Origin of the sequence: Aliikangiella marina (assembly GCF_007004765.1) — a bacterium.
GTDB classification, from domain to species: Bacteria; Pseudomonadota; Gammaproteobacteria; order Enterobacterales; family Kangiellaceae; genus Aliikangiella; species Aliikangiella marina.
Genome location: NZ_VIKR01000002.1, coordinates 663,680 through 684,928 on the forward strand (window position 1 = coordinate 663,680; position 21,249 = coordinate 684,928).

The 21,249-nt window shown below is 42.4% G+C and carries 21 protein-coding genes; 11 read left to right on the forward strand and 10 right to left on the reverse strand.

Annotated elements, in window-relative coordinates:
• Positions 1 to 20: 20 nt before the first annotated feature.
• The 6 genes from FLL45_RS09235 (at position 21) to ispG (ending at position 5,891) form a co-directional block, all read left to right on the forward strand.
• Positions 21 to 815, forward strand: coding sequence for a crotonase/enoyl-CoA hydratase family protein (locus tag FLL45_RS09235; protein ID WP_142941727.1), 795 nt, complete (start codon positions 21 to 23; stop codon positions 813 to 815).
• A 185-nt stretch (positions 816 to 1,000) separates the two neighbouring features.
• A complete protein-coding gene (gene ndk, locus FLL45_RS09240; RefSeq protein ID WP_142941728.1) occupies positions 1,001 to 1,432 on the forward strand; it encodes a nucleoside-diphosphate kinase in 432 nt (143 codons plus the stop codon).
• Between the two features lie 132 nt (positions 1,433 to 1,564).
• Positions 1,565 to 2,674 carry a dual-specificity RNA methyltransferase RlmN gene (gene rlmN / locus FLL45_RS09245; protein WP_142941729.1) on the forward strand — a complete coding sequence of 370 codons (1,110 nt, stop codon included), beginning with the start codon at positions 1,565 to 1,567 and terminating at the stop codon, positions 2,672 to 2,674.
• A gap of 66 nt (positions 2,675 to 2,740) precedes the next feature.
• A complete protein-coding gene (pilW, locus tag FLL45_RS09250; RefSeq protein ID WP_185964391.1) occupies positions 2,741 to 3,538 on the forward strand; it encodes a type IV pilus biogenesis/stability protein PilW in 798 nt (265 codons plus the stop codon).
• The gene (locus FLL45_RS09255; RefSeq protein WP_142941731.1) at positions 3,529 to 4,644 is read left to right on the forward strand and encodes a RodZ domain-containing protein; all 1,116 of its coding nucleotides are present in this window, start codon (positions 3,529 to 3,531) and stop codon (positions 4,642 to 4,644) included. The genes pilW and FLL45_RS09255 overlap by 10 nt, the downstream gene beginning before the upstream one ends.
• A gap of 110 nt (positions 4,645 to 4,754) precedes the next feature.
• Complete coding sequence (gene ispG, locus FLL45_RS09260) at positions 4,755 to 5,891, forward strand: flavodoxin-dependent (E)-4-hydroxy-3-methylbut-2-enyl-diphosphate synthase (protein WP_142941732.1); 1,137 nt, start codon at positions 4,755 to 4,757, stop codon at positions 5,889 to 5,891.
• Positions 5,892 to 6,054: 163 nt separating this feature from the next.
• On the opposite strand, the gene FLL45_RS09265 is transcribed toward ispG, so the two are convergent.
• From FLL45_RS09265 to FLL45_RS09280, 4 genes are all read right to left on the reverse strand, one after another.
• Positions 6,055 to 7,329, reverse strand: a complete 1,275-nt coding sequence (locus tag FLL45_RS09265) for an ATP-binding protein (RefSeq protein WP_142941733.1) — start codon at positions 7,327 to 7,329, stop codon at positions 6,055 to 6,057.
• Between the two features lie 6 nt (positions 7,330 to 7,335).
• Positions 7,336 to 8,037, reverse strand: coding sequence for a response regulator (locus tag FLL45_RS09270; protein ID WP_142941734.1), 702 nt, complete (start codon positions 8,035 to 8,037; stop codon positions 7,336 to 7,338).
• Between the two features lie 9 nt (positions 8,038 to 8,046).
• Positions 8,047 to 8,427 (reverse strand): DUF3019 domain-containing protein, encoded by a 381-nt coding sequence (locus tag FLL45_RS09275; protein WP_142941735.1) that lies wholly within the window; start codon positions 8,425 to 8,427, stop codon positions 8,047 to 8,049.
• Positions 8,428 to 8,504: 77 nt separating this feature from the next.
• Complete coding sequence (locus tag FLL45_RS09280) at positions 8,505 to 9,413, reverse strand: MipA/OmpV family protein (protein ID WP_142941736.1); 909 nt, start codon at positions 9,411 to 9,413, stop codon at positions 8,505 to 8,507.
• Between the two features lie 231 nt (positions 9,414 to 9,644).
• Between FLL45_RS09280 and FLL45_RS09285 the strand changes: the two genes are divergently transcribed.
• The 3 genes from FLL45_RS09285 (at position 9,645) to FLL45_RS09295 (ending at position 13,240) form a co-directional block, all read left to right on the forward strand.
• On the forward strand, positions 9,645 to 11,648 hold the full coding sequence (locus FLL45_RS09285) for a beta-propeller domain-containing protein (protein ID WP_142941737.1): 2,004 nt from the start codon (positions 9,645 to 9,647) through the stop codon (positions 11,646 to 11,648).
• 247 nt (positions 11,649 to 11,895) lie between these two features.
• Positions 11,896 to 12,279 (forward strand): hypothetical protein, encoded by a 384-nt coding sequence (locus FLL45_RS09290; RefSeq protein ID WP_142941738.1) that lies wholly within the window; start codon positions 11,896 to 11,898, stop codon positions 12,277 to 12,279.
• Between the two features lie 247 nt (positions 12,280 to 12,526).
• Complete coding sequence (locus FLL45_RS09295) at positions 12,527 to 13,240, forward strand: cyclic di-GMP-binding domain-containing protein, MshE-related (RefSeq protein ID WP_142941739.1); 714 nt, start codon at positions 12,527 to 12,529, stop codon at positions 13,238 to 13,240.
• On the opposite strand, the gene FLL45_RS09300 is transcribed toward FLL45_RS09295, so the two are convergent.
• Both FLL45_RS09300 and FLL45_RS09305 read right to left on the reverse strand, forming a co-directional pair.
• Positions 13,237 to 13,686, reverse strand: a complete 450-nt coding sequence (locus FLL45_RS09300; protein ID WP_142941740.1) for a tellurite resistance TerB family protein — start codon at positions 13,684 to 13,686, stop codon at positions 13,237 to 13,239. The genes FLL45_RS09295 and FLL45_RS09300 overlap by 4 nt on opposite strands.
• 106 nt (positions 13,687 to 13,792) lie before the next feature.
• Positions 13,793 to 15,469 carry a FimL-related protein gene (locus FLL45_RS09305; protein ID WP_142941741.1) on the reverse strand — a complete coding sequence of 559 codons (1,677 nt, stop codon included), beginning with the start codon at positions 15,467 to 15,469 and terminating at the stop codon, positions 13,793 to 13,795.
• 487 nt (positions 15,470 to 15,956) lie between these two features.
• Here FLL45_RS09305 and FLL45_RS09310 point away from each other — a divergent pair, with 487 nt between their 5' ends.
• The gene (locus FLL45_RS09310; RefSeq protein ID WP_142941742.1) at positions 15,957 to 16,565 is read left to right on the forward strand and encodes a DUF502 domain-containing protein; all 609 of its coding nucleotides are present in this window, start codon (positions 15,957 to 15,959) and stop codon (positions 16,563 to 16,565) included.
• 163 nt (positions 16,566 to 16,728) lie between these two features.
• Complete coding sequence (locus FLL45_RS09315; RefSeq protein WP_142941743.1) at positions 16,729 to 17,424, forward strand: 2OG-Fe(II) oxygenase family protein; 696 nt, start codon at positions 16,729 to 16,731, stop codon at positions 17,422 to 17,424.
• A 52-nt stretch (positions 17,425 to 17,476) separates the two neighbouring features.
• Here FLL45_RS09315 and FLL45_RS09320 read toward each other — a convergent pair whose 3' ends face one another.
• The 4 genes from FLL45_RS09320 to FLL45_RS09335 are packed head-to-tail and all read right to left on the reverse strand — an operon-like array spanning position 17,477 to position 21,069.
• On the reverse strand, positions 17,477 to 18,757 hold the full coding sequence (locus tag FLL45_RS09320; protein WP_142941744.1) for a TRAP transporter large permease: 1,281 nt from the start codon (positions 18,755 to 18,757) through the stop codon (positions 17,477 to 17,479).
• Positions 18,757 to 19,236, reverse strand: a complete 480-nt coding sequence (locus tag FLL45_RS09325; RefSeq protein WP_142941745.1) for a TRAP transporter small permease — start codon at positions 19,234 to 19,236, stop codon at positions 18,757 to 18,759. Before FLL45_RS09325 ends, FLL45_RS09320 begins: the two co-directional genes overlap by 1 nt.
• Positions 19,202 to 20,236, reverse strand: a complete 1,035-nt coding sequence (locus tag FLL45_RS09330) for a TRAP transporter substrate-binding protein (RefSeq protein ID WP_142941746.1) — start codon at positions 20,234 to 20,236, stop codon at positions 19,202 to 19,204. The genes FLL45_RS09325 and FLL45_RS09330 overlap by 35 nt, the downstream gene beginning before the upstream one ends.
• Positions 20,237 to 20,244: 8 nt before the next feature.
• Positions 20,245 to 21,069 (reverse strand): TRAP transporter TatT component family protein, encoded by an 825-nt coding sequence (locus FLL45_RS09335; RefSeq protein WP_185964392.1) that lies wholly within the window; start codon positions 21,067 to 21,069, stop codon positions 20,245 to 20,247.
• Between the last annotated feature and the right edge of the window lie 180 nt (positions 21,070 to 21,249).

Consider the following 21,249-nt stretch of genomic DNA (forward strand, 5'->3'; position numbering starts at 1 on the left):
CACCCAATTAAGAACAGCTTATGCAAAATATTGATAATCGAATTGTTATTAACGTCGAAAACAAAATTGCAACCGTCAGTTTTTCGCGACCTGACAAACACAATGCGCTTGATATGCCAATGTTTTATGCGATTGATAAAACCGTTCGAATACTCAAGAAGCGAAAAGATGTGAGGGTAATAATCGTCAATGGTGAAGGACAAAGTTTTTGTTCGGGCCTCGACATTAAGTCAGTGATGACAAACAAGGGTAATGCCATTAAATTACTCTGGAAGTGGTTACCCGGAAACGCTAATTTGGCGCAGCGAGTGACGGTCGGCTGGCGACGTTTACGAGTACCAGTCATCATGGCTATTCATGGCAAGTGCTGGGGTGGTGGTATGCAAATCGCCTTGGGAGGTGATTATCGAATCGCGGCCGCTGACGCCTCTTTGTCGATAATGGAGGCTCGTTGGGGGCTAATACCGGATATGGGGGGAACCATCGCGCTCTCTGAGAATATGCCCGTAGACCAAGCGATGAAGCTAGCAATGACCGCAGAGACTTTATCTGCTGAAGAAGCCCTTAACCTGAAACTGATTTCTCAAGTCGCTGAAGATCCTTACCAAGCGGCGAAAAACTTTGCGGAATCACTTGTTGAACGCTCTCCTGATGTACTGGGTACTATTAAACCGGTTTATCATTCGCTTTGGTGTCCTAGTGAGCGAAAGATACTCGCCAGAGAAACCCTCAACCAGTGGCGAATAATCTTTGGCAAAAACAGAGCCATAGCCGTTAAAAAAGCCATGGGAAAAGATAAAATCGACTTTGTTTGATGGCTCATTGAAGGCTGTCTAAGTTAATTAGCCTGAGCGACGGTGACTATTTTTCAATCAGTGCTACTCCATTTAATACTTCACGTGTATAATACGCGCCCTTAAGCATCAGCTGATGCACCCGAATTCAACCTTTTAGTTAGTTAACTAATTGATTTTTATAAATATTATATTGGAGTTAATCGATGGCTATCGAACGTACTTTTTCTATTGTTAAGCCTGACGCAGTTGCTAAAAACGTAATCGGTCAAATCTACGCGCGTTTTGAAAGCGCTGGTCTAAAAATTGTTGCTAGCAAAATGGTTCACTTGAGCCAAGAAAAAGCTGAAGGCTTCTACGCTGAACACAAAGAGCGTCCATTTTTCAATGACTTAGTAGCGTTTATGACTTCTGGTCCGGTAATGGTTCAGGTGTTAGAAGGCGAGAATGCAATTAAAGCTAACCGTGAAATCATGGGAGCGACTAATCCTGCTGAAGCAGCTCGTGGTACACTACGTGCTGATTTCGCTAACTCTATCGACGAAAATGCGGTTCACGGCTCAGACGCGCCAGAATCTGCTGCACGTGAAATCGCTTATTTCTTCTCTGAAGAAGAAATTTGCCCACGTACTCGATAAATCGATTGAAGTGCTAAGCATTAAAGCTTATACACTATAAATATCGCCCTCTCTCACGGGAGAGGGTATATATTTCCCCTCTGGGAAATATCACAAATGTAAAAAACAATATAATCGCAAAAAGGTAGTGCAATGAGTGAGAAGTTAAATTTACTCGACCTGACTCGCGATGGAATGGTTAAATTCTTCGAAGAAATCGGTGAAAAACCTTTTCGTGCGCCTCAAGTCATCAAGTGGATCCACCAGTTTGGCGTCGATAATTTCGATGAAATGACCAACATTTCTAAGGCCCTTCGTGCCAAACTTCAAGAAACAACCGAAATTCGTGGTCCAGAAATCATCACAGAGCAACTCTCGGATGATGGAACCATCAAATGGGCTTTAAAAACACCTGATGGTCAAGCGGTAGAAACCGTTTTTATCCCTGACGGAGAGCGTGGAACCCTGTGTGTGTCTTCGCAAGTCGGCTGTGTGGTTGACTGTTCGTTTTGCTCTACCGCCCAACAAGGGTTTAATCGAGATTTGTCAATTGGCGAAATCATCGGCCAGGTTTGGTTGGCTGCTAAGCGTTTGGGAAGCATTAAAACCACTGGCGAACGCAAAGTTACCAATGTCGTCATGATGGGAATGGGCGAACCGTTGCTTAATTTTGAAAATGTCGTTGGCGCGATGGAGCTGATGATGGATGACTTTGCTTATGGGTTATCAAAACGACGAGTGACCTTGAGTACATCGGGGGTTGTCCCAGGATTGGAGAAGATGTTAGGGCGAATTGACGTAGCCTTGGCCTTGTCACTTCATGCGCCGAATAACGAACTTCGTAGCCAATTGGTTCCTTTAAACCGAAAGTATCCTATTGAGAAACTGTTTCCAGCAGTAAGAAACTATATTAAGGATTCGAAGGCGAGTAAAAAGGTCACTATCGAATATGTGATGCTGAAAGGTGTGAACGATACCCCAGAGCATGCATACGAACTCGCTAAACTCTTGAAAGATTTACCCAGTAAGATAAACTTAATTCCGTTTAATCCGTTTCCTAGAACACGTTATGAAACATCCACTCAGCGTGACATCAATAAGTTTGGTGAGATCCTGCTAAAGAAAGGGTTTGTGGTTGTCACAAGACGAACTCGAGGCGATGATATTGATGCTGCGTGTGGTCAATTGGTGGGTAAGGTAGCGGATCGAACTAAACGCCAACAAAGGCGTCTAAAAGAAATCGATGTTGTGCAAGTATCATAAAACGCTTCTAGGTTTTTGAGCCTTGGCACTAGTCGAATCAATGACGAATTTAGCTCGGAGCTTCCCGTGATCAGAACTCTTGCCATAATTTTAATCGTTTTGTCGGTTTCGGCATGTCAAACAACTCGAGAAACGCAACGTAACAATATTGGCTCAAACTCGACTAGCGCGCCACCTAAAGGCGGCTTCGATAAGAAAAATGCAGCAGAAAAGCGAGTGGGTATGGGATTAACCTATATCAACGCGCAAAATTATAAGCGCGCTAAGTTCCATCTTGATAAAGCGTTAACCTACAACGCCAAGTCGCCAAACGTCCACTATGCGCTCGGTATTTACTTCCAGCGCGTTAAAGAATATAAAAGTGCAGAAAAACATTTCAAACGAGCGCTCTCCATCGATAGTAAACGGCCAGAGTTTTATAATGCTTATGGCGCTTTTCTTTGCGAAAAAGGCGATTACAAAGATGCAGAAAAGATGTTTAATCGAGCGATTGATATCCCGACCTACACCGATGTCGCTTCAGCGTTTTACAACGTCGGATTTTGTGCTTTAAAACAAAATCAAATTGATAAAGCCGCAGAATATTTCAGAAAGTCACTCAATCGAGATCGACGTCGCGCTGATGCACTTATTGAAATGGCAAAAATTGAGTTCTCCAAAGAGCGGTATGCACGGGCTTTGCAATATGTAAGACGTTATGAACAGACAAGAACGACATCCGAATCCGCTTGGCTGGGGCTTAAGGCCGCTCACTTTTTAAGAGATAAAGACGCCATTGCACGTTACGGTATAATTTTAGAGCAACGCTTCCCAGACAGTGAAGAAACCGCAGAATACTTGGACAATAAAAAACGATGGATGTAGTGGAAGAACCCTTAAACAAAACCGATAACGCGGCGTCTGATAGTGACTCGTCCTCGCAGAAATCATCTTTCGAGGAGTCGAGTCAGAGAGAAGCGGGTCAGCTTAATATTGGCCGGTTGTTGATTGAAGCGAGAGAAAATCAAAACTTAACCGCTAACGATATTGCCGAGCAAATGAATTTAACGGTTTCGGTAATTCTCAAAATTGAGTCGAACGAGTTTGAGCAAGATATCCCAATCGCTTTTATTAGAGGCTATGTTCGATCATATGCACAAAAAGTTGGCGTAGATGTAGAAAATATTTGTGCTGAATTTGATCGCCAGACCGGCCAAGAAAATGTAGCGGTCCAAAAAATAAAGACGGTTTCAGATTTTAAAAAGCGCCGAGAAATAAATTCAAACAGTTTTGTTTTTAAACTCATCACTTTTGCTATCTTACTTGTTTTGTTTATCCTGGGTGGTTGGGAACTGGTCAAGCGACTGGACAGCCCACAAGCGCCAACCGAACAATCAGTGACTGAAATCCAGCTCGACAGCCAAGACCCTATCAGCCAAACGGTAACGAGCACTTTCGAAACAGCTCAAAGCGACGCAACTCCAACCGATTTGGTTGTCGACAATGCTCAAAGCGATAGGCTATCGTCCGACAAAGACAAGACATTCGAGCCCAGTGGCTCAGGCAGCGCAACTAGCCCAATTGAATCCGAGGTGTCTTCGCAGAACTCTCCCCAAGCTGCTCAATTCAATCCAAGTTCAAATGCTAGCGAATCGGCAACTGACCAAAAACAAATTGCCACTGAACAAGCTCCAGTGAATATTCAAGCTGCTCCAGCTCAGGTCGAAAAGCGTATTCCATTAATAACGGGTCCGTTAGAAGAAGTCGTGTTTACCTTCACTGCGGATTGTTGGGTAAGAGTGACAGATGCCAACGGAGAAGTTATGGCATTAGGGCTCAAGAAAGCGGGTAAAGTTATGCCTGTGGAGGGGATTGCGCCGATCAACGTCACATTGGGTGAACCAACAGCTGTTACTATAGATTTTAAGGGCGAGTCATATGATATGTCTCGCTTTAGAGCCGGCAGAGCCGCGCGTTTTGTTTTAGAGTAATCGATTCCTGAATACTTGGTCATTGAAGCATTGGCGCAAGACTCGGGTTTTAAATGGTTAACACATAGCGTGTTAATTCTGTTTTTGTAGAGTATTTAAGTAAGCAGATCATGAAAGGTATTTCTTGGATTAAGCGGCGTAAGAGCCGCCAAATTATGGTAGGTAATGTGCCTATTGGTGGAGACGCGCCAATCGCGGTGCAGAGTATGACCAATACGGATACATGCGACGTAGAGGCCACTATCGCCCAAGTAAAACGAATTGCTGATACTGGTGCAGACATTGTCAGAGTTTCTGTGCCAACCATGGAAGCGGCGGAAGCATTCAAGCAAATCAAGATAGGCTCTCCAGTGCCTTTAGTGGCCGATATACATTTCGATTATAAGATTGCTCTGAAGGTAGCAGAGTACGGTGTTGATTGTTTAAGAATTAACCCTGGCAATATTGGTAAAGAAGATCGTGTAAAGGCGGTTATTGAGAAAGCCAAAGACTTCAATATACCGATCCGTATTGGTGTTAATGCAGGTTCACTTGAGAAAGATCTGCAAATGAAATACGGCGAACCGACGCCAGAAGCTTTAGTGGAGTCGGCCTATCGACACATCGACATTCTTGATCGTCATGACTTTCAGAATTACAAAATTAGTTTAAAAGCGTCTGATGTATTCATGACGGTTTCGGCATATCGTCAGCTTGCCTCACAAATTGAGCAGCCACTCCATCTGGGTATTACTGAGGCCGGCGGGTTGCGCGCGGGTGCAGTCAAATCTGCGGTGGGACTCGGAATGCTGTTGGCAGAAGGAATAGGAGATACAATTCGTGTTTCATTAGCCGCAGATCCGGTTGAAGAAATCAAAGTCGGTTTTGATATTTTAAAATCGCTTGGATTAAGACAGCGAGGGATTAATTTCATCGCGTGTCCTTCTTGCTCGAGACAGCAATTCGATGTCATTAAAACCGTCAACGAACTGGAAAACCGACTCGAGGATGTGAGAGCTCCCTTGGACGTCGCAATAATTGGATGCGTTGTTAATGGACCAGGCGAAGCCAAAGAAGCTGATATCGGTTTAACCGGCGGATTGAAAGCCAGTTTGCTTTATCAAGATGGTGAAAAAGATCATAAGATCGACAATACAGAATTGGTCGACTCGATCGAAAAATCAATAAGAGAAAAATTAGCGGCTCGAGAAAAGCAGGTCCAAGAAAAAACCAAAGGCGAAACACAAATCGAAGTTTCAAATGCCTAAAGGCTAAGGCTTGAAACCTGTAGTGAATGCTACAGGGATTGCCTTAACATGAAAACTCGATAACTACTGCGAATAAAGCAAACTTTCAGTTGACTAGTTTGAATCAATCTAGGTGCGTTCTGAAAGCAATGATGAGTCGGCTGAATCAAGCAATAGTTCGCAATTACTTGTCCGTTATTGGCCATTCAAAGATGAATTTTGCTCCGCCGAGAGACGAATCTTCCAGATAAACTCGACCTCGGTGAAGCTTCGCAATTCGTTTTACAATGGCAAGACCCAGGCCAAACCCTTTGGTTTTGTGCTTATCTGGCAAACGAACAAAAGAATCAAAAACTCTCTCTTTTTGTGCTTGGTCAATCCCTTCGCCATCGTCTTCCACTATTAATTTGCATTGCTTGTTGACGAACTCCATACTCACTGCGACCCTTTGGCTTGCGTGTTTCAGCCCATTAATAATCAAGTTTTGAAGTGCTCGCTCAATCAGATAGCTGTCGCAATAAATCGTTTGTTGGCTTTTATCGGTAGCTACATCTAAGGATATATGGGGTGCATTGCGCTTTAGCTTTTCAGCGAGATTTTCAACTAACGATTGAATATTACCTCTTTCAAGTTTGGCAACAGTTGAAGCTTTTTCCAAGCTGGCGTAACTTAACAAGTCATCGACTAAGTTCTGCATTTCAATGACATCTTCACTAATACTTGATAATTGAATCGCGATATCAGATTTATTGGTTGTTTCGCTAGCAATTTCTAAAGAGAATTTTATTCGTGCAAGCGGCGTCCGTAACTCGTGCGAAATCGCATGTGACATCTCTTGCTGATCGTTGAGTAACTGTTTAATTCTTACCACTAAGGCGTTGTAGGTATTGGCTAAGTGGCTTACTGGCGAGTTTTCTGCGACAGAGACAACGGTATCCCATTCAGAATCAGCGAAATTAGTGACCCCCGCTTCTAATCGCTTTAAATCTCTGACGAGCGGTCGTGTCCACGCGTAAACAATCACGGCAATCAACAAGTAGAATAAAGCTAACAACCCGTATTGGCGGCTTGTTGAGATTTCATTTCGGTCAATTGAAAGTCTGACCAACATCTCGCTTCCCGAAATTAATCGGTAAGCCTCATCCTTCATATCCGTTGACTGTAGAAAAACGACTTCGCCTTGAGTTAGTTTCTTTTGAATAGCGGCACCACTGATTTGCTCGAGTGGCACTAAGGTGAAATTCAAGCCTGTATTAGCGTTGAGCTGCTCGATTTGCGCCTGATAGCGCTGCGTTGAATTATCGAGCGAGTTGGCTGCTACATTGAGTAATGCGACTTCTGGTGGATCGTTGTGCTCTTCTACAGAACGCCACAAGTAATCAATTGTAAGTCCAATTATGATAACCGAAACAATAATAACCAAATAAAACCGGACAAAAATTTGCTTAGCTAAATTCATTTACAATCACCAAGCATCGGGTATAAATAAATAGCCTTTTCCCCAAATAGTCTTAATTTTGAACGGTTCTTCAGAGTCATCGCCCAGCTTTTTCCTAACCTGTGATATCCGCACATCAATAGAGCGATCGAGACCATCATAAGAGCGGTTATAAAGTTTATTAAATAATTCATCGCGGCTTAATATCGTTCCAGCGTTTTTCGCGAGTAACAATATGAGTTCAAACTCATGGCTGGAAACGGTTATTTGTTGATTATCGAGAGAAACCGTTCGAGATATGGGATCGATAAGCAAACCACCGACTTCAAGTTTTTCTTGTTGCTGAGGCTGTTGTGTTTGAATGCGTCGCAATAAAGCATTTACTCGAGCTAATAGCACTCTGGGTTCTACCGGTTTGATGACATAGTCATCCGCGCCAAATTCTAGCCCCAATACCTGATCAAAATCTTCATTTCGAGCGGTAAGCATAAGGATTGGTCCATTAAACACAGGCCTAATTTCTTTGCAAATTGTCAAGCCATCTTTATTCGGTAGCATGATATCCAGAATGATTAGGTCGGGTTGGAAGTGATTAAATTTGTCGACAGCCTTTGCACCGTCGTGCTCAACAAGAACTTTGAATCCAGAATTATTTAAATATTGCGCGGTTAATTGAGCTAACTTTAAATCGTCCTCAATTAAGAGTATTTTTTTGGTGTCTTTGCTCACTAATAGCTCCTAGTAAAAACGCCATGGGTTTCGACGACTTCTGCGATATCGTTTTATCTCTCGTTGTAACCTGACTATTTGCTGATAGATAATCGCATTAGTACTTTGCTCTTTTAAAATTAAGGTTAAGTTATCGTTAATGGAAAAATCAACATAAACTGTTCCGCTGTTATTGTCTGCCCAGCATTCCAAAGGGGTACTTTCATGTGCTTTATACAAACAATAGTTAGCATTACTTTTTGTTTGCCAGCGAACATGAATATTGATTTCACAAGTTTTCTCTTCAGAAGACATTAAACAAAGATTAGGTGACAAATAGAGACCATACTCGTCACTGGGCGAGCTTGCTTCGATAAATGACGAAAACATGCCTCCTAAACCAGTAAGCATGTACAGCGTTATTTTTTTACAAAAATTACTAATGAGTTTAATCCCTTGTTATTTTATTTTTGTAATTGTTGCGCTTGCTAGAAGCTAAATTGTTTACCAATGAATAAAGTCAAAATATGATCTTTATCGACGATTGGACTATCCGCTATTTCAGAGTCGAGTTTTTGATACTCAAAGACAAAACGCCATGTACTGGTATGGACGTTTTGTTGTTGCCAACTCAATCGAATAAAAGGGTTTAGACTTGCACCTGCTTGGTAATAACCCCGATCATCGACGACTTCATCTTGATCAACACCATAGTAATAATCGGTCATTGATTTATCTTTCCATGTCAGCCCGAAAGTGGCATTGAGACCGCTATTGGCAAAAGGGTAGGCATAAGCTAAGCGAATTTCGCTGCCAGAATGAACATCACTGATGTCCTTTAAAACGTTAAATTGCAATTGACCATCATTTAGCGGAGTGCTGTATTCAATGCCGCCGAGAATACTAAACTCTCTTTTTTTCAGTTCTGAGCTGAGTATTTCTGTGAATGCAGCGCCTTCACTCCCGCCCGCGATCGAGTCACCAGGATTGGGAGTCGTAAAACTTGGGCTTGAAGATAAATCGACGAGAATATTGCTGATATCCCACTGTTCGAACAAAACCCGATCAAAGCTGGGCGTAATGAGTAGGTTAAGCATTGAGCTTTCAGTGTCGATAAGCGTGTATCCCACATCCAGATTATCGACGAAGAAACTGTCACCATAGTAGCTAATTGAGGGTAGCAGGATAAGTGGAATGTCATCACCGTCTAGAAGCGGGTTTGAGCGATAACCGAGACCGACTGATAATCCGATAGACCATTCGCCTACCTCTCGACAAGTGTCTTGCGCTGGATCACATTCGGTATTAGCGTTGACCGCGCCGCATAAAGTGAAACTAACCAGTAATACCATAAACTGGGTTGAGTAACGACTCAAGCGTCGGTAAAAAGCGTTCAAAAATGAGTTACCTTAATTTGTTTAACGAGGATATTTCAGTCACATCATGGTGCCTTTATACCCAAGCTAAGTCTTTGAGTAAATAGTGATTAATTGTTAAAAACTGTAACTCTGACCTTTTTACAGATTTTCACAAAATTAATCAAATCTTGCACAGCAATTCGCAGTGGCTGGCTTTAGTCTGATTGACATCAAACACGATAAACTGAAAACCAATTTGAGGATACAATAATGGTGAACCGAAAAAATTTTCGAAGTAATCGACAAAGTATTAAATCGATGCTTGCTGCCGTGGGTATCGCGACCTTAATCAGTGCTTGTGGCGGAGATGATGAAAAGCTCAACATCGATTACAGCGAACTTAAGCTCGCGAAAATTAAGGATCAGCCGCTAGCAATTACCTCGCAAGGGAACTTTGAACGCTATTTAAAAAATGGCATACGGTTACGCTTAGGGTCCTCTATTTATGAACCCGATATGCTCGCCTCACCCGCTGATGGAGGCGCAGTTGAAACGCAATTTTCCACCACGAATGTTCATGAGATTGGTGTTGATGAAGATGATCGGCTGAAATATAACGGTGAACATCTATTCCTGATGGAAGATGGCTATTTTCCACTTTCGAGTCCGGAGTTGAGTCAACGAATACGAATTATGGCGACTAATCCAGAAACAGCTGACGCATCAGAAGTCGCAATGATTGAAAACTCTGGTGACAATCTCCCATTTTCTGGGATGTACTTACATGAATTAGCTGACTCAGATTATTTGGTATCTATCTCGGCCAGTCGTTTTTATGCCTGGAATAGCTTTTTTATCGACTCCTACTGGAGTTGGGGAAGTGGCAAAACACAAATTCAAATACATGATGTCACCACGCCTGAAAATCCCGCGCTTGACTGGCAAATAGAAATTGAAGGAAGTTTGGAAGGAAGCCGCAGAATTGGTAATAAGCTTTACTTGATTACTCGCTACGTGCCGAATATTGAAGCGCTCAACAATAATGCGCAAACGGATGATGAGAAACGCCAAAATGAGCTTCTAATCCGCAACACGCCGATTTCGGATTTGTTACCTCATTATCAGATTAACAATGGGGGAATCAGGAGTTTGGTCGGTCCGCAGGATTGTTTCGTCACTCAGGAAATCGATCAAAACGAAGGCTATGCTGATGTGATAACGCTCACGAGCATCGACTTAGACAGCCGAGGTATCGAATCAAGTGTCTGCCTAAACGCCAATGTTAGCGGAATCTATAGCTCTACTGAGTCATTGTATATTGGTTCAAGTGGTCCGGTAGATTGGCTTGGCGGAAGCGATGGAACCTCTATTCATAAATTTTCACTCACCGAACAAGGGGTCAATTACCGTGGCTCAGGCTGGACAGAGGGGTTTATGGGCTGGAGTGATCCGGCTTTTAGAATGAATGAGCATCAAGGCTATCTTCGAATGGTCACCACTTTTTGGGAAAATGGAGAAAGGAAGCATCGGCTTTCAGTATTCGAAGAGACTACTAATAATCAACTAGCGGTGGTTGCTATGCTACCCAATAGCGATAACCCAGCGCCAATCGGGAAGCCCGGCGAAGATATCTTTGCCGTGCGTTTTGTTGAAGATAAAGCTTACATCATTACTTTCCTACGAATTGACCCGCTTTATCAAATTGATTTGAGCGACCCATTGAACCCTGTTATTGCTAGTGAACTAGAGATGCCTGGTTTTGCTCGCTATTTACATCCATTGGCGGATGGTTGGTTGCTTGGGATTGGGCAAGATGTTGAAAATGACATTCCGCGTGGGGTGAAATTGGAGCTCTATGACTTAAGAGACCCCAATAACCCACAAGTTAAAGATACAATAAAAGTGGGCGACATAGGCTCCTGGACGGAAGCGCTCAACGACTTGAGAGCAATTAGCTTTTTACCGATTTCACAAGATGTGCGTCAACTCGCTTTGCCCATCGACCGATATGAAGCAGGGAGTGCAGCAGGAAACAGCGGCTGGATTCACTCTGGATTATACACTTTTGAGATTTCTGGGTTTAATAGTGGCGAGTTATCTCTCAGCCATAGTGGCACCATGATTACTGAATCCCGAGACGAGAACACCACCTATCCACGCCATTGGCAGCGAGGGCGGAGCACTCTGACACCGGATTCGATTTACTTTTACCGCGGTAACCAGCTTTGGTCTGCACGACAAAATGACATCGAAAACGTAATAGGGCCTCATTAATTTGAGGCGCTTGCCGTGTTGATTAAACACGCGATTTTTGTGACCAGTAGCACATTAATTATGATTTTGTGAGATATATGGGCAAAATTCAATCTATTTTTGCTGCGCTCGTGCGACTAGTAGTTACTTTCTTGGTAGAAAAGAATTAAAATTCGCCGCTGTTCGATTTACCCACACAATAATTTGCCGAGCGCGATGAAATAATAACCAAATCGAACGTTTATTTTGTTAATTTCGGGTTTAAGATATGAAAAATTTATTTGTAGTGACGCTCCTTTCAACTTGTAGTCTGTTATCAGCATGCTCAAGTTTGTCTATTTATGATTCAAATCTGCAACAAGATCATTCAACTTTTCTGGCAACTCTAAATAGTTATCAGATTGATAATGGATTTATCACTATAGAAACAACGGGCTATGGATGTACATTCTTTAATAGTTTTGAAGTGCAGGTGGCTGATAACATTGAGAACGGCCTAAAAGTCGTTCAAGTTAACCCTGACAAGTGCGGAATGAAGCCTCGTCCAGTATCGCTTCAATACTCTTTTAAGCATCTCGGTCTAGATTTGGACAAAAAGATAGCAGTAACAAACCCTATTGAATCGAGTAGTGATACCTTAGTGAAAAACTAAGTAATAATTCGGTTTTTAGAAGATTTAGAGCGGCTGTTGTGGATACAACGGCCGTTTCTCTTTCTGGGGTTAGCATCCGACTAACGCCTGTTAAATACTAATTTTTATAAATACCCTTAAGTTCTAGAACATTTTTAATGTCGATTTGGGTCTTTTCACACGCCAACGAATAATAGTGCTAATCTCGTTAAGAGAAATGGATTTCTGATATTTGAACAATGAGTTGTTTGGTGAGGTGAGTCTTTACATGTTGAGTCACTTAAAATCGGTCAAATCGTCAAGAATTGGTGTTATAGCCCTCGATAATGGTTGGATTAGCCAGTCGCAATTGGCGCGCGCTCTCGAGTACCAGCAGCAGAATCAAGCGAGACTCGGTGAAACGCTGGTAAATCTCGGTTATCTGAGTGATTTCCAATTAAAAAAAGCGCTCTGTCGGCAGCGATGGATGCGCTCTTTTGTCGCTAGTGTCGTGATGTTGTCGACGCCAATTTGTCCAGTGCTTGCTTCAGAGCAGGAGGAAGAAATTGACTTTGCTGCTGAATTTTCGTCTAAGCTTTCTGATATCGAGTCACCGCAGAACATCGATGGTGCACCCTTTGAGGAGTTAACTTTCGATGAACAAGATGATTTTATTTATGCGATCAGTCATGAGTTTTCACCGCGATCGGGAATAGAGCTTGGATTAGCGGAACAAAATATCAACTTTCGAGAACAAGGGATCGTCCCGAAGATTTCAATCTACACATCGTCAAAATCAAGTTATCATCAAAATCGCTTTAGCCAAAATAAGCGGAGTGATCGGTATAAAAATACCATACCCGCAGTCTACCGCTTAACGTTAAAAGGATTTTCAATTTACGAAAGTGATGCGTATGTCAGTAAGTATTGGGGATTTGATAAAGACAAAGACTCTCCCTATAAAAAATACGAAGTAATGTTTTCTATCACCAAGGAGTTTTAGTCTTTAACAATGCGTAGTTTGGCTTTGATGAATTCACTGTGAGGAACAAACAGTAAATCGGCAATTTTACGCAGAAAATGCTCTTCATGACTGTCGATTTTGCCATCAGAGTAAGCAATGTTCCAAAGTTGCTCAATCATTGCAACTTTTTCAGTTCGCCCAAAGTTTTGATTAATTAGCGAAGTGAATTGATAATAGTCAACTGCGTCACTCAGCTCTTCTTCGGCAAGCGACGTTAACTCGCTAATCTCATCATCGCTAATCCCATATTGCTGGTTAAGTATAGTGTTTAGTTTTGCTCGCTCACTCTCATCGAATTGATTATCTATTCGGCCCATTTCAATGAGAATTGCGGCGATTGCCAAATTTAGTGCATGTTGAGGATCGACTGTTTCTTCTTCTACTAAGATGAATCTTTCGAAAAAAACAGAAATTTTCTTGAGCATAATTCTAAGCTAAAACCTTGATAATTAACCCGTTAATCAAGGTTAGCATAACATCCCATACGACATAAATTAAGCGGCTAGATTTAAAGTAACAAAAAATGCTCAACTAAGATTTAGATTTTGTTTCCCGGTTTAATTTAAGCAAACTGTCTTGTGCAAATTCCAAAATTTGTTTGTTTGGTTTTGCAGTAAATTTGAGCGTTTCCAAATAAAACTCAATACTACTAACAATGTCGGCAAATAAATTAATCGCTTTCTCGCTCGTGGAGTGGGGGTTTTTAGTCAGATGATACTCGAGGAATACTCGACAGCCTTCCATGACTTGTGTCGCATCGTCTGAATCTAAAAGTTTGATTGATTCTAAAATTTTATCAACTTGTTCTTTAACGTTTTTCAGAATCGTTTGTTTTCGATTTTGTTTGGTAAATGATAAGAATTCTTTTATTAACAATTGAACGTCTTTGTAGGCTTGTTCACAGACTGCGAGCTTTTCTGGAGAAAGCGTTGAGCGTCTGATCGCGGCTTTACTCGAATATTTGGCTAGCTCTGACTCATTGACAACCTTGCTGATACTCTCGAGAACGGTCTTAAGAATATTAATATCCTTATCTTCCATGACCATTCCTTCTTCGATCGCTTTGGTCAGCAAGTCGATGGCGACCGATAGTCTTACTGTCTGATCGTCAACTTGTAATATTTTTAATAAGCTATTTAAGTTGGTCAACTGCTTCAATGTTTGCGGCAAATCCAGTGGCTCAAACTCGTTCTCTTGACTATTGTGGATAGCGTCTTGGAGCAGCATAATTTCTTCGAGAAGGGTTTCTGCTATGGAGCTGTAGTCCTTGTCGCTCGGTCCGCGCATCGCCTCTGACTCCTGTCTCAATAGCTTGTCAGTCAGCTCCGTTGGTTCGATTTCGAAATGTGCTAAAACCTGGCTGATTAGCTCGGAGTAAGCTCCACTGATGCTCGTAAGGTAGAGCATTTCTTTGGCGAGTAAACGAGTTTCTGCACGGTTATCATTGAGGACATGAGTTGGCTTATTTTCGACTTGGCGAATTTGTAAGTCGAGCCTCGCTAGCATCTTCAACCGAGTTTTGGTGACTTTAAGGGCGTTATGGACGTAGCCATCAAGCATTGCTTGAGCGATCCACCACAAATTGGGAGAGTTGGGACGAGGACATTCCTCATCCAAGAGTTTCATCGCTCTTTGCATCATCTTTAAACCGCCAACCACATTCGTTTGTCGTAGCACTTCAATAAAACCGATTTGATACATCTGGCGAAAATGGCGTGATTGCTCTGCACTCTCTTCAGTTGTTACCATCACTGGTCGCAAATTTGCTCTGGGTTTACGAGTTTCTCCTTTGAAGAAAGTCGATTCACTCAAGGTTGTCGCATTAATAGCACTGCGCATGTTGTTAATTGCAGGTAACAATAGCTGAGGCATGTCATAAGGCTTTTGATTAACATGTTCAGTGTAACGCATCAGTCGGGCGAGGGCCGTGGTGACGATTTCGAGCAACTTCTGGCGAGTTTCTTTTTTCTTAATTGGCAGACTTTTGACGAGGGCGATAGCATCGGATACCAGTCGCTGAGCGCCCTGCATTTCAAGTAGCGTGAATACACCTTTGAGTTTTTTTAGATGAACGATTGTCTTTTTCAAGGGCTGCTTGTCGTCACTATTTTTTGAATATTGCTCCAAGCCATTGATTGATAAATTAATCTCAGCAGAAACATCTTCCAGAATTAAATCGAGAGATTGTAATGAACTAACTTGTGACATGCATTGTTCCCTTGATTGTTGCGGTTCAGCCGCTTTTTCGCCCTTAATTCATAGGACCAGCTAAAGCGTTCAGTCCTTGATTTCTTATTATCCCAACATTTTAGTCAATCGCTATGAAAGTGTCTGGTTCTAAGTCTCAGAATTGCAACTGAGTATCAAATTGGTGTTCAGGCCCTTTAAAAGTTGATGTTGTTCGGATAAGCTAAAATAGCATTACGGTAATATAAGTCATTGTTTTATTTGTTATATTGCTGCACCAATTATGCCTATTCGATTATAATTCTGGGGTTGAAAACCATTGGGTCGTTACCATTATTTTATCGGGTAATATTACCAATTTGCTTGGCCGGCGTATCAATATCGCCGCCAGAAACAGTTACAGTGTAGACCAATCAACTATTTTTACAAAAAGTCACTTGGACAAACCGGTCTATTTTTTAACCATTAGTTTTAATTTAAAGGTTCATCATTACTAAAAGGTCATATCATGCAACAGCTAAATTTGTTCATCAGGAAAGCACTAATCGGTGGCGTTTTAATCATTTTACCGATAGCGATTATTGGCTTAGTATTTCAATGGGCCTTTTACTTTGTGACAGACTTAATTCAGCCTTTAACGGATTATACTCAAGCTCAGTATGGCTTACCTGAACTGGTGGCCGATGGAATCGTCATTTTAATCATTTTGGCGGTCTGCTTCGTTGTCGGCACTGTTGTATCAACAGGTATTGGCAAGTGGTTGCACAGTCATTTCGACAAATACCTAGTGAGATTGGCACCAGGCTATCGCATAGTTAAAGAAATTGTCAGCCAAGTATTTGGAGATGCCAAAGATTCACCGTTTGCCAAAGGTGAAGTGGTCAGAGTGCAATTATTTGGCGAACATTGCGAAACGACAGTGACCGCCTTAGTGACAGCTAAGCATGAGGACGGTACTGTGACAATATTTATGCCAACCGGTCCTAATCCAACATCGGGGAATATTTATCACTTACCCGAGAAATTGGTTACTTACTATCCAGAGGCAACGGTCGAGAGAATGATGAAATCGATTATTGCCTGCGGTGCGGGAAGCGACACCTTATTCACTCGATAATATTCCCTCAACGCCATTCATCTAATTATATTATCTCGATGCGGTTATCGCTGTTACTGCTGATGCTATGGGGGCGATTGTTTCACTAAAAATTGACAGGTGATAGCTCAGGGAAGTAGTGTGTTGAAAATTTATCTAATGTTTTTAAAGGTCATTAAAAGTAATGCAGTTTACAATCAATCCAAACCTTAACCTTGACGAAGCTAACCAAGAGTATGTCAAAGACAACCGTATCAACTTAGTTAATTTCCTCGACGTTGAGCAGGCGAATGAATTATCGGAATACATGCAAAAGCGAGTGAGCTACGATCAAGCCTATTTTGTTGATAACCAGTATCACCAAACAGCTTACGAAAAACTTAAGCAGTTGAATATGGAACAGCGGCGAGAGCTAATGACCAAGGTTTATCAACAGGCGCGCGACGGGGTAGGATTTTGGTATGGACGTCAGCGAATTCGCTATGACTCTGGAGATATATCCGATCAATTCTTTGAGTGGCTTAATGACGATTCAACACTCCAAGCGATTCGAATGCTCTCGGGTATATCGACAATTAAGTCGGCAACGGCTCAATTAACCCGTTATCTGCCGGGTGATTTTTTAACTCGCCACAATGATGTCGTCGAAAAAGAAAAACGCAGAATCGCTTTTGCTTATTATTTGTCACCCCAATGGCACCCGGACTGGGGTGGTTTACTGCAATTTTATAAGCTCAATGGTATGCCAAGGGACTCTTGGGCACCGTTTTTTAACTCGATTAGTTTGTTTGATGTGAACCACGTTCATGCGGTCACTTCTGTCGCTACTTTTGCGCCAACTAGCCGATATGCGATTAGCGGCTGGTTTCTTGATGAATAAGAAAGCGGTTTGGCGGAAAGGTTAGGGAGTGAACAGGATTCCTAAACACTTACTAGCCGACAAACATTAAACTGAGTTGTGGGATGTAAGTAATCATCAAAAGCGCAAGCAGTAGCAACAAGATAAATGGTACTACCGAGCGAAAGATCTCACCAATCGGCTTGCCAAATCGATAACTGGCAATAAACAAATTCATTCCAATAGGAGGCGTAAGATAGCCGATCTGCATGTTCGCTAAGAAGATAATGCCGAGGTGTACCGGATGGATACCAAAGCTTGCAGCGACTGGCAAAATTAGCGGCACCATAATGACGAGGGCTGAAAAAATATCAAGTACAGCACCCAGTACCAACAAAATAATATTCAGCAGAATTAAAAAGCTCAGTTTGTCATCAACATATTGCTTAGTCCACTCGAATAATTGTTGGGGCAATGACTGGTCGACCATCCAGTTAGCTAGCGCAAGGGACACCGCTAGAACGATCATAATTCCGCCACTCATTACCATCGCTTGGCTACCGATCGTGGTCAAGCGCTTAACGGGAATTTCTTTATAAACAAATACTTCAACGATGATCAGGTAAACACAACTAATGACAGCGATTTCTGAGAGGGTAAAAAAGCCGCTGTATACGCCGATCAGTACGAGCGGAACCAGTGGCAATTCCCATGCACTTTGTTTGGCAGCTTGTCCCAGTCGTTGCCATGAAAAACTCACACGTTGTGAGGTCTGTTGCCGATTACTCACCACCGCCCACACACTCAACAGAAACACCATTAATAACGCAGGGATAATTCCAGCGACGAGTAAATCCTGTAGTGTGAATTGAATCTCAAGATCGAGCTGTTGGGCGATAACACCGTATAAAATCAGCGGCAGCGCAGGAGGTATTAACAAACCCAAGCTACCGGAAGTCGTCACTAAGCCTAGACTAAAATTCTCGCGATAGCCTTCTGATACCAATGCCGGATAGAGTAATGCGCCTAAGGCGACGATAGTGGCTCCAGTAGCACCAGTGAATGCCGTGAATATCGCGCTCACCAAAAGTGTAACAATCGCGAGTCCAGCGGGAAGCCAACCAAGCAACGCTTTTGATACCGCGACTAATCGCTCAGAAGTTTTACTTTCGCTCAACAAGTAGCCTGCAAAAGTGAAGAGCGGAAGTGCCGAGAGAATGGGAATATCGGTTAGTCGATATATTTCAATTGCGATAACAAACAAGTCAATTTCTGCGAGGTAAAAACCCCACATTGCAAGGCTAACGATGACAATATAAAGCGGAAGTCCCGAAAGCCCTAGAAGAATAATAATAACCGGTAGTAACCATTCCATTAGTTAACTTCCTTGGAAACTGTCAAGCAGGTTACCATTTGAATAGCAAATCGAAGACCCATCAAACCGAAACCTATCGGGATAATCGATTCGGTCACCCAAACTGGAACCACGCCAAAAGCGATTTCGCCGTAACTATATTCCTCGAGTACAAAACCGAAACTGTAATAAGCTACCAAAAAACAAACACTGGCGCTGACTAAGTGCAAGAATGACTGCCAGTGCGAAATAAATGGTTTGGGAATTAAACGGTCGAAAATGTTAATTTTTATATGGCGATTATCAACTGTCGCGCACAGTGCCCCAAGCAAGGTGAGCCAAAGTACCAAAACACGGATTAAAGTTTCGTTCCAAAGGATGCCTGTATCAAATACATTTCTAAGGATTACTTGTAACAAGCCGGCCGCGATTAGTGCGACCAGCATTAGCCAAAGAATACCTTGCTCAATTCGATGCAGTTGATTGAGTAGTCGCTGCATTATTTACCGTTTGATTAGATTGTTGTCTGTATTCTTCGATGACTTGATTGAGTTTTGCGAAAAGATCAGCCGAGATTCTTCCTTGTTCGACCATATTGGGTCCAACTTGTGCGGCAATCTTATACCAAGCTTGGCGGTCGACATCGGCGGGTTGGATATACTCTATGCCAAAATTAACCAGTGCTTGCTTTGCGGCTTCGTTTTCTGTTTTATTCTTCTCGTTGATTTCCCGAAAAGTATTAGTCATGACAGCTTTAAAGATTTTTTGATCGTCAGGCTTGAGCTTGTTAAACGCTTTTTTCTCAACCGTGAAATAAGCATAGATATACAGGATAGGTAAGTCGATGACGTATTTTACCTGGGTGTGCCATTGAAGCGCGATTGCTGCTATTGGTGATGTTGCGACTGTATCGATAATACCCGTTTGTAAACTCGGTAAAACATCGCCAAGTGAAAGCGGAATCGGATTAATATCAAACGCTTTGACAATTTCGCTAGCTGCCTTGTCATTGCTCGGGATCCAAACCTTATGAGATCGCACATCATCAATGGTTTTAAGCGGATCTTTTGACATCAGGTAAGCAAAACCACCGCCAGCAAAACCAAACACAACAAAACCATTATCCTCGTAACCTTGGAGTAATTCTTGATCAAGTTTTGCTCGCACATAGTCAATTTCCTCTTGGTCACGGAAGACCATAGGAAGGGTATAAAGCTGACTGTCAGGATAGGTATTGGCAAGACTACTACTGGTTAAAGCGCCGCCTTGAAGTTGTCGAAAGCGAATTTTTTTTAATACGGCTTGGTCATTGCCCATGACCCCACCGGTATAAAATTTAATTTTAACTCGGCCTTCGGTTTTTTTCTCAATCTCTTTGGCGCTTGCGCGCATACTTTTCATCCAGCTAGAGCCCTCTGGAGAAATCGTGGCAACTTTGAGGGTCACCGCGTGAGCAGAACTGGATATCAAGAATAACAATATAGCGAAAAGGTTTTTCATTTTATTTCCTAGAAAAATTCGTCGGCTGATTTTAATAACGCTTCAGCTTTTTCTTTAGCGATAGTATTGATAAGGCGGTATTGAGCAAAATCGTCCTGATTCGCGATGACTTCTTTTAGCCATTTGTCATGTAAGTCGCGGTCGAAGATGACGCGGGCATATCGTTCAGCTAAAGTCACTTTGATCATTAGATTTTGCTGATTGGCGATTTGATCGGCCTCTTCGAAGTGCTTTAAGGCCAATTGCGGTTTGCCGCCGAGTGCTGGTGGTACCAAGCTATGGATGATACCGAGGTAATAATGCGCGTTGCCGTTGTCGATTGTACCATCGATAGCAATCACACGCTCCATAATGTATTGGACTTTCGGTAAATGAACGACTTGGTTCCAATCGTCGCTCGAAGCTTGCATATGTGCCGCCCAACTTTTTCCAAGCGTGAATAACAAATCAACTTCGTCTTCATCCACCTCATCGATTAGCTGGGTAAATTGGTCATATTTCAGTAATTTCAAATTGCAGAAATCATCGTCTTCAAGACAGGCTGCCGCAAGTGAATAGTTATGTGCCTTGCTGGCCATACGACGTTGTCTCTCACTATCAGTGACAAAGATCGTCGCATATGCGGCGTACAAATTAGCTGAACTGAGGAGTAAGTCAGGGTTTTCGGTATCATCCTGCATTATGCCTTCCAGTAGCAGCATGTAAGCTGGAATACCGTCTTTTACCGTTTCTAAATCGTCACTGGAAGCGACCGCTCGACCAAGTTGGTCGGCGAGGTTATTCCCAGCGCTTGTGATAACGGTGCTACAGCCTGAAATTACAGCAAGACTCATTAGCGAAAAGGCTGCTTTTTTGAGCCAATTTAATTGCATATTAGTGGTCAAAACAGAATTTTCCGATGGATGAAATTGTAGACTTGGAACTCGGCCCGGATGTTACATCAATTGCTAAATATATACGAGGAAAGTATAGCTCCAGATGCCTAAAATCGCGGAAATTTTGTTAGAAATTGC

Coding starts and splice junctions, on each gene's coding strand:
- FLL45_RS09235 (WP_142941727.1), top strand. CDS start 21: ATGCAAAATATTGATAATCGAATTGTTATTAACGTCGAAAACAAAATT.
- ndk (WP_142941728.1), top strand. CDS start 1,001: ATGGCTATCGAACGTACTTTTTCTATTGTTAAGCCTGACGCAGTTGCT.
- rlmN (WP_142941729.1), top strand. CDS start 1,565: ATGAGTGAGAAGTTAAATTTACTCGACCTGACTCGCGATGGAATGGTT.
- FLL45_RS09255 (WP_142941731.1), top strand. CDS start 3,529: ATGGATGTAGTGGAAGAACCCTTAAACAAAACCGATAACGCGGCGTCT.
- ispG (WP_142941732.1), top strand. CDS start 4,755: ATGAAAGGTATTTCTTGGATTAAGCGGCGTAAGAGCCGCCAAATTATG.
- FLL45_RS09265 (WP_142941733.1), bottom strand. CDS start 7,329: ATGAATTTAGCTAAGCAAATTTTTGTCCGGTTTTATTTGGTTATTATT.
- FLL45_RS09275 (WP_142941735.1), bottom strand. CDS start 8,427: ATGCTTACTGGTTTAGGAGGCATGTTTTCGTCATTTATCGAAGCAAGC.
- FLL45_RS09285 (WP_142941737.1), top strand. CDS start 9,645: ATGGTGAACCGAAAAAATTTTCGAAGTAATCGACAAAGTATTAAATCG.
- FLL45_RS09290 (WP_142941738.1), top strand. CDS start 11,896: ATGAAAAATTTATTTGTAGTGACGCTCCTTTCAACTTGTAGTCTGTTA.
- FLL45_RS09295 (WP_142941739.1), top strand. CDS start 12,527: ATGTTGAGTCACTTAAAATCGGTCAAATCGTCAAGAATTGGTGTTATA.
- FLL45_RS09300 (WP_142941740.1), bottom strand. CDS start 13,686: ATGCTCAAGAAAATTTCTGTTTTTTTCGAAAGATTCATCTTAGTAGAA.
- FLL45_RS09305 (WP_142941741.1), bottom strand. CDS start 15,469: ATGTCACAAGTTAGTTCATTACAATCTCTCGATTTAATTCTGGAAGAT.
- FLL45_RS09310 (WP_142941742.1), top strand. CDS start 15,957: ATGCAACAGCTAAATTTGTTCATCAGGAAAGCACTAATCGGTGGCGTT.
- FLL45_RS09315 (WP_142941743.1), top strand. CDS start 16,729: ATGCAGTTTACAATCAATCCAAACCTTAACCTTGACGAAGCTAACCAA.
- FLL45_RS09320 (WP_142941744.1), bottom strand. CDS start 18,757: ATGGAATGGTTACTACCGGTTATTATTATTCTTCTAGGGCTTTCGGGA.
- FLL45_RS09325 (WP_142941745.1), bottom strand. CDS start 19,236: ATGCAGCGACTACTCAATCAACTGCATCGAATTGAGCAAGGTATTCTT.
- FLL45_RS09330 (WP_142941746.1), bottom strand. CDS start 20,236: ATGAAAAACCTTTTCGCTATATTGTTATTCTTGATATCCAGTTCTGCT.
- FLL45_RS09335 (WP_185964392.1), bottom strand. CDS start 21,069: ATGAGTCTTGCTGTAATTTCAGGCTGTAGCACCGTTATCACAAGCGCT.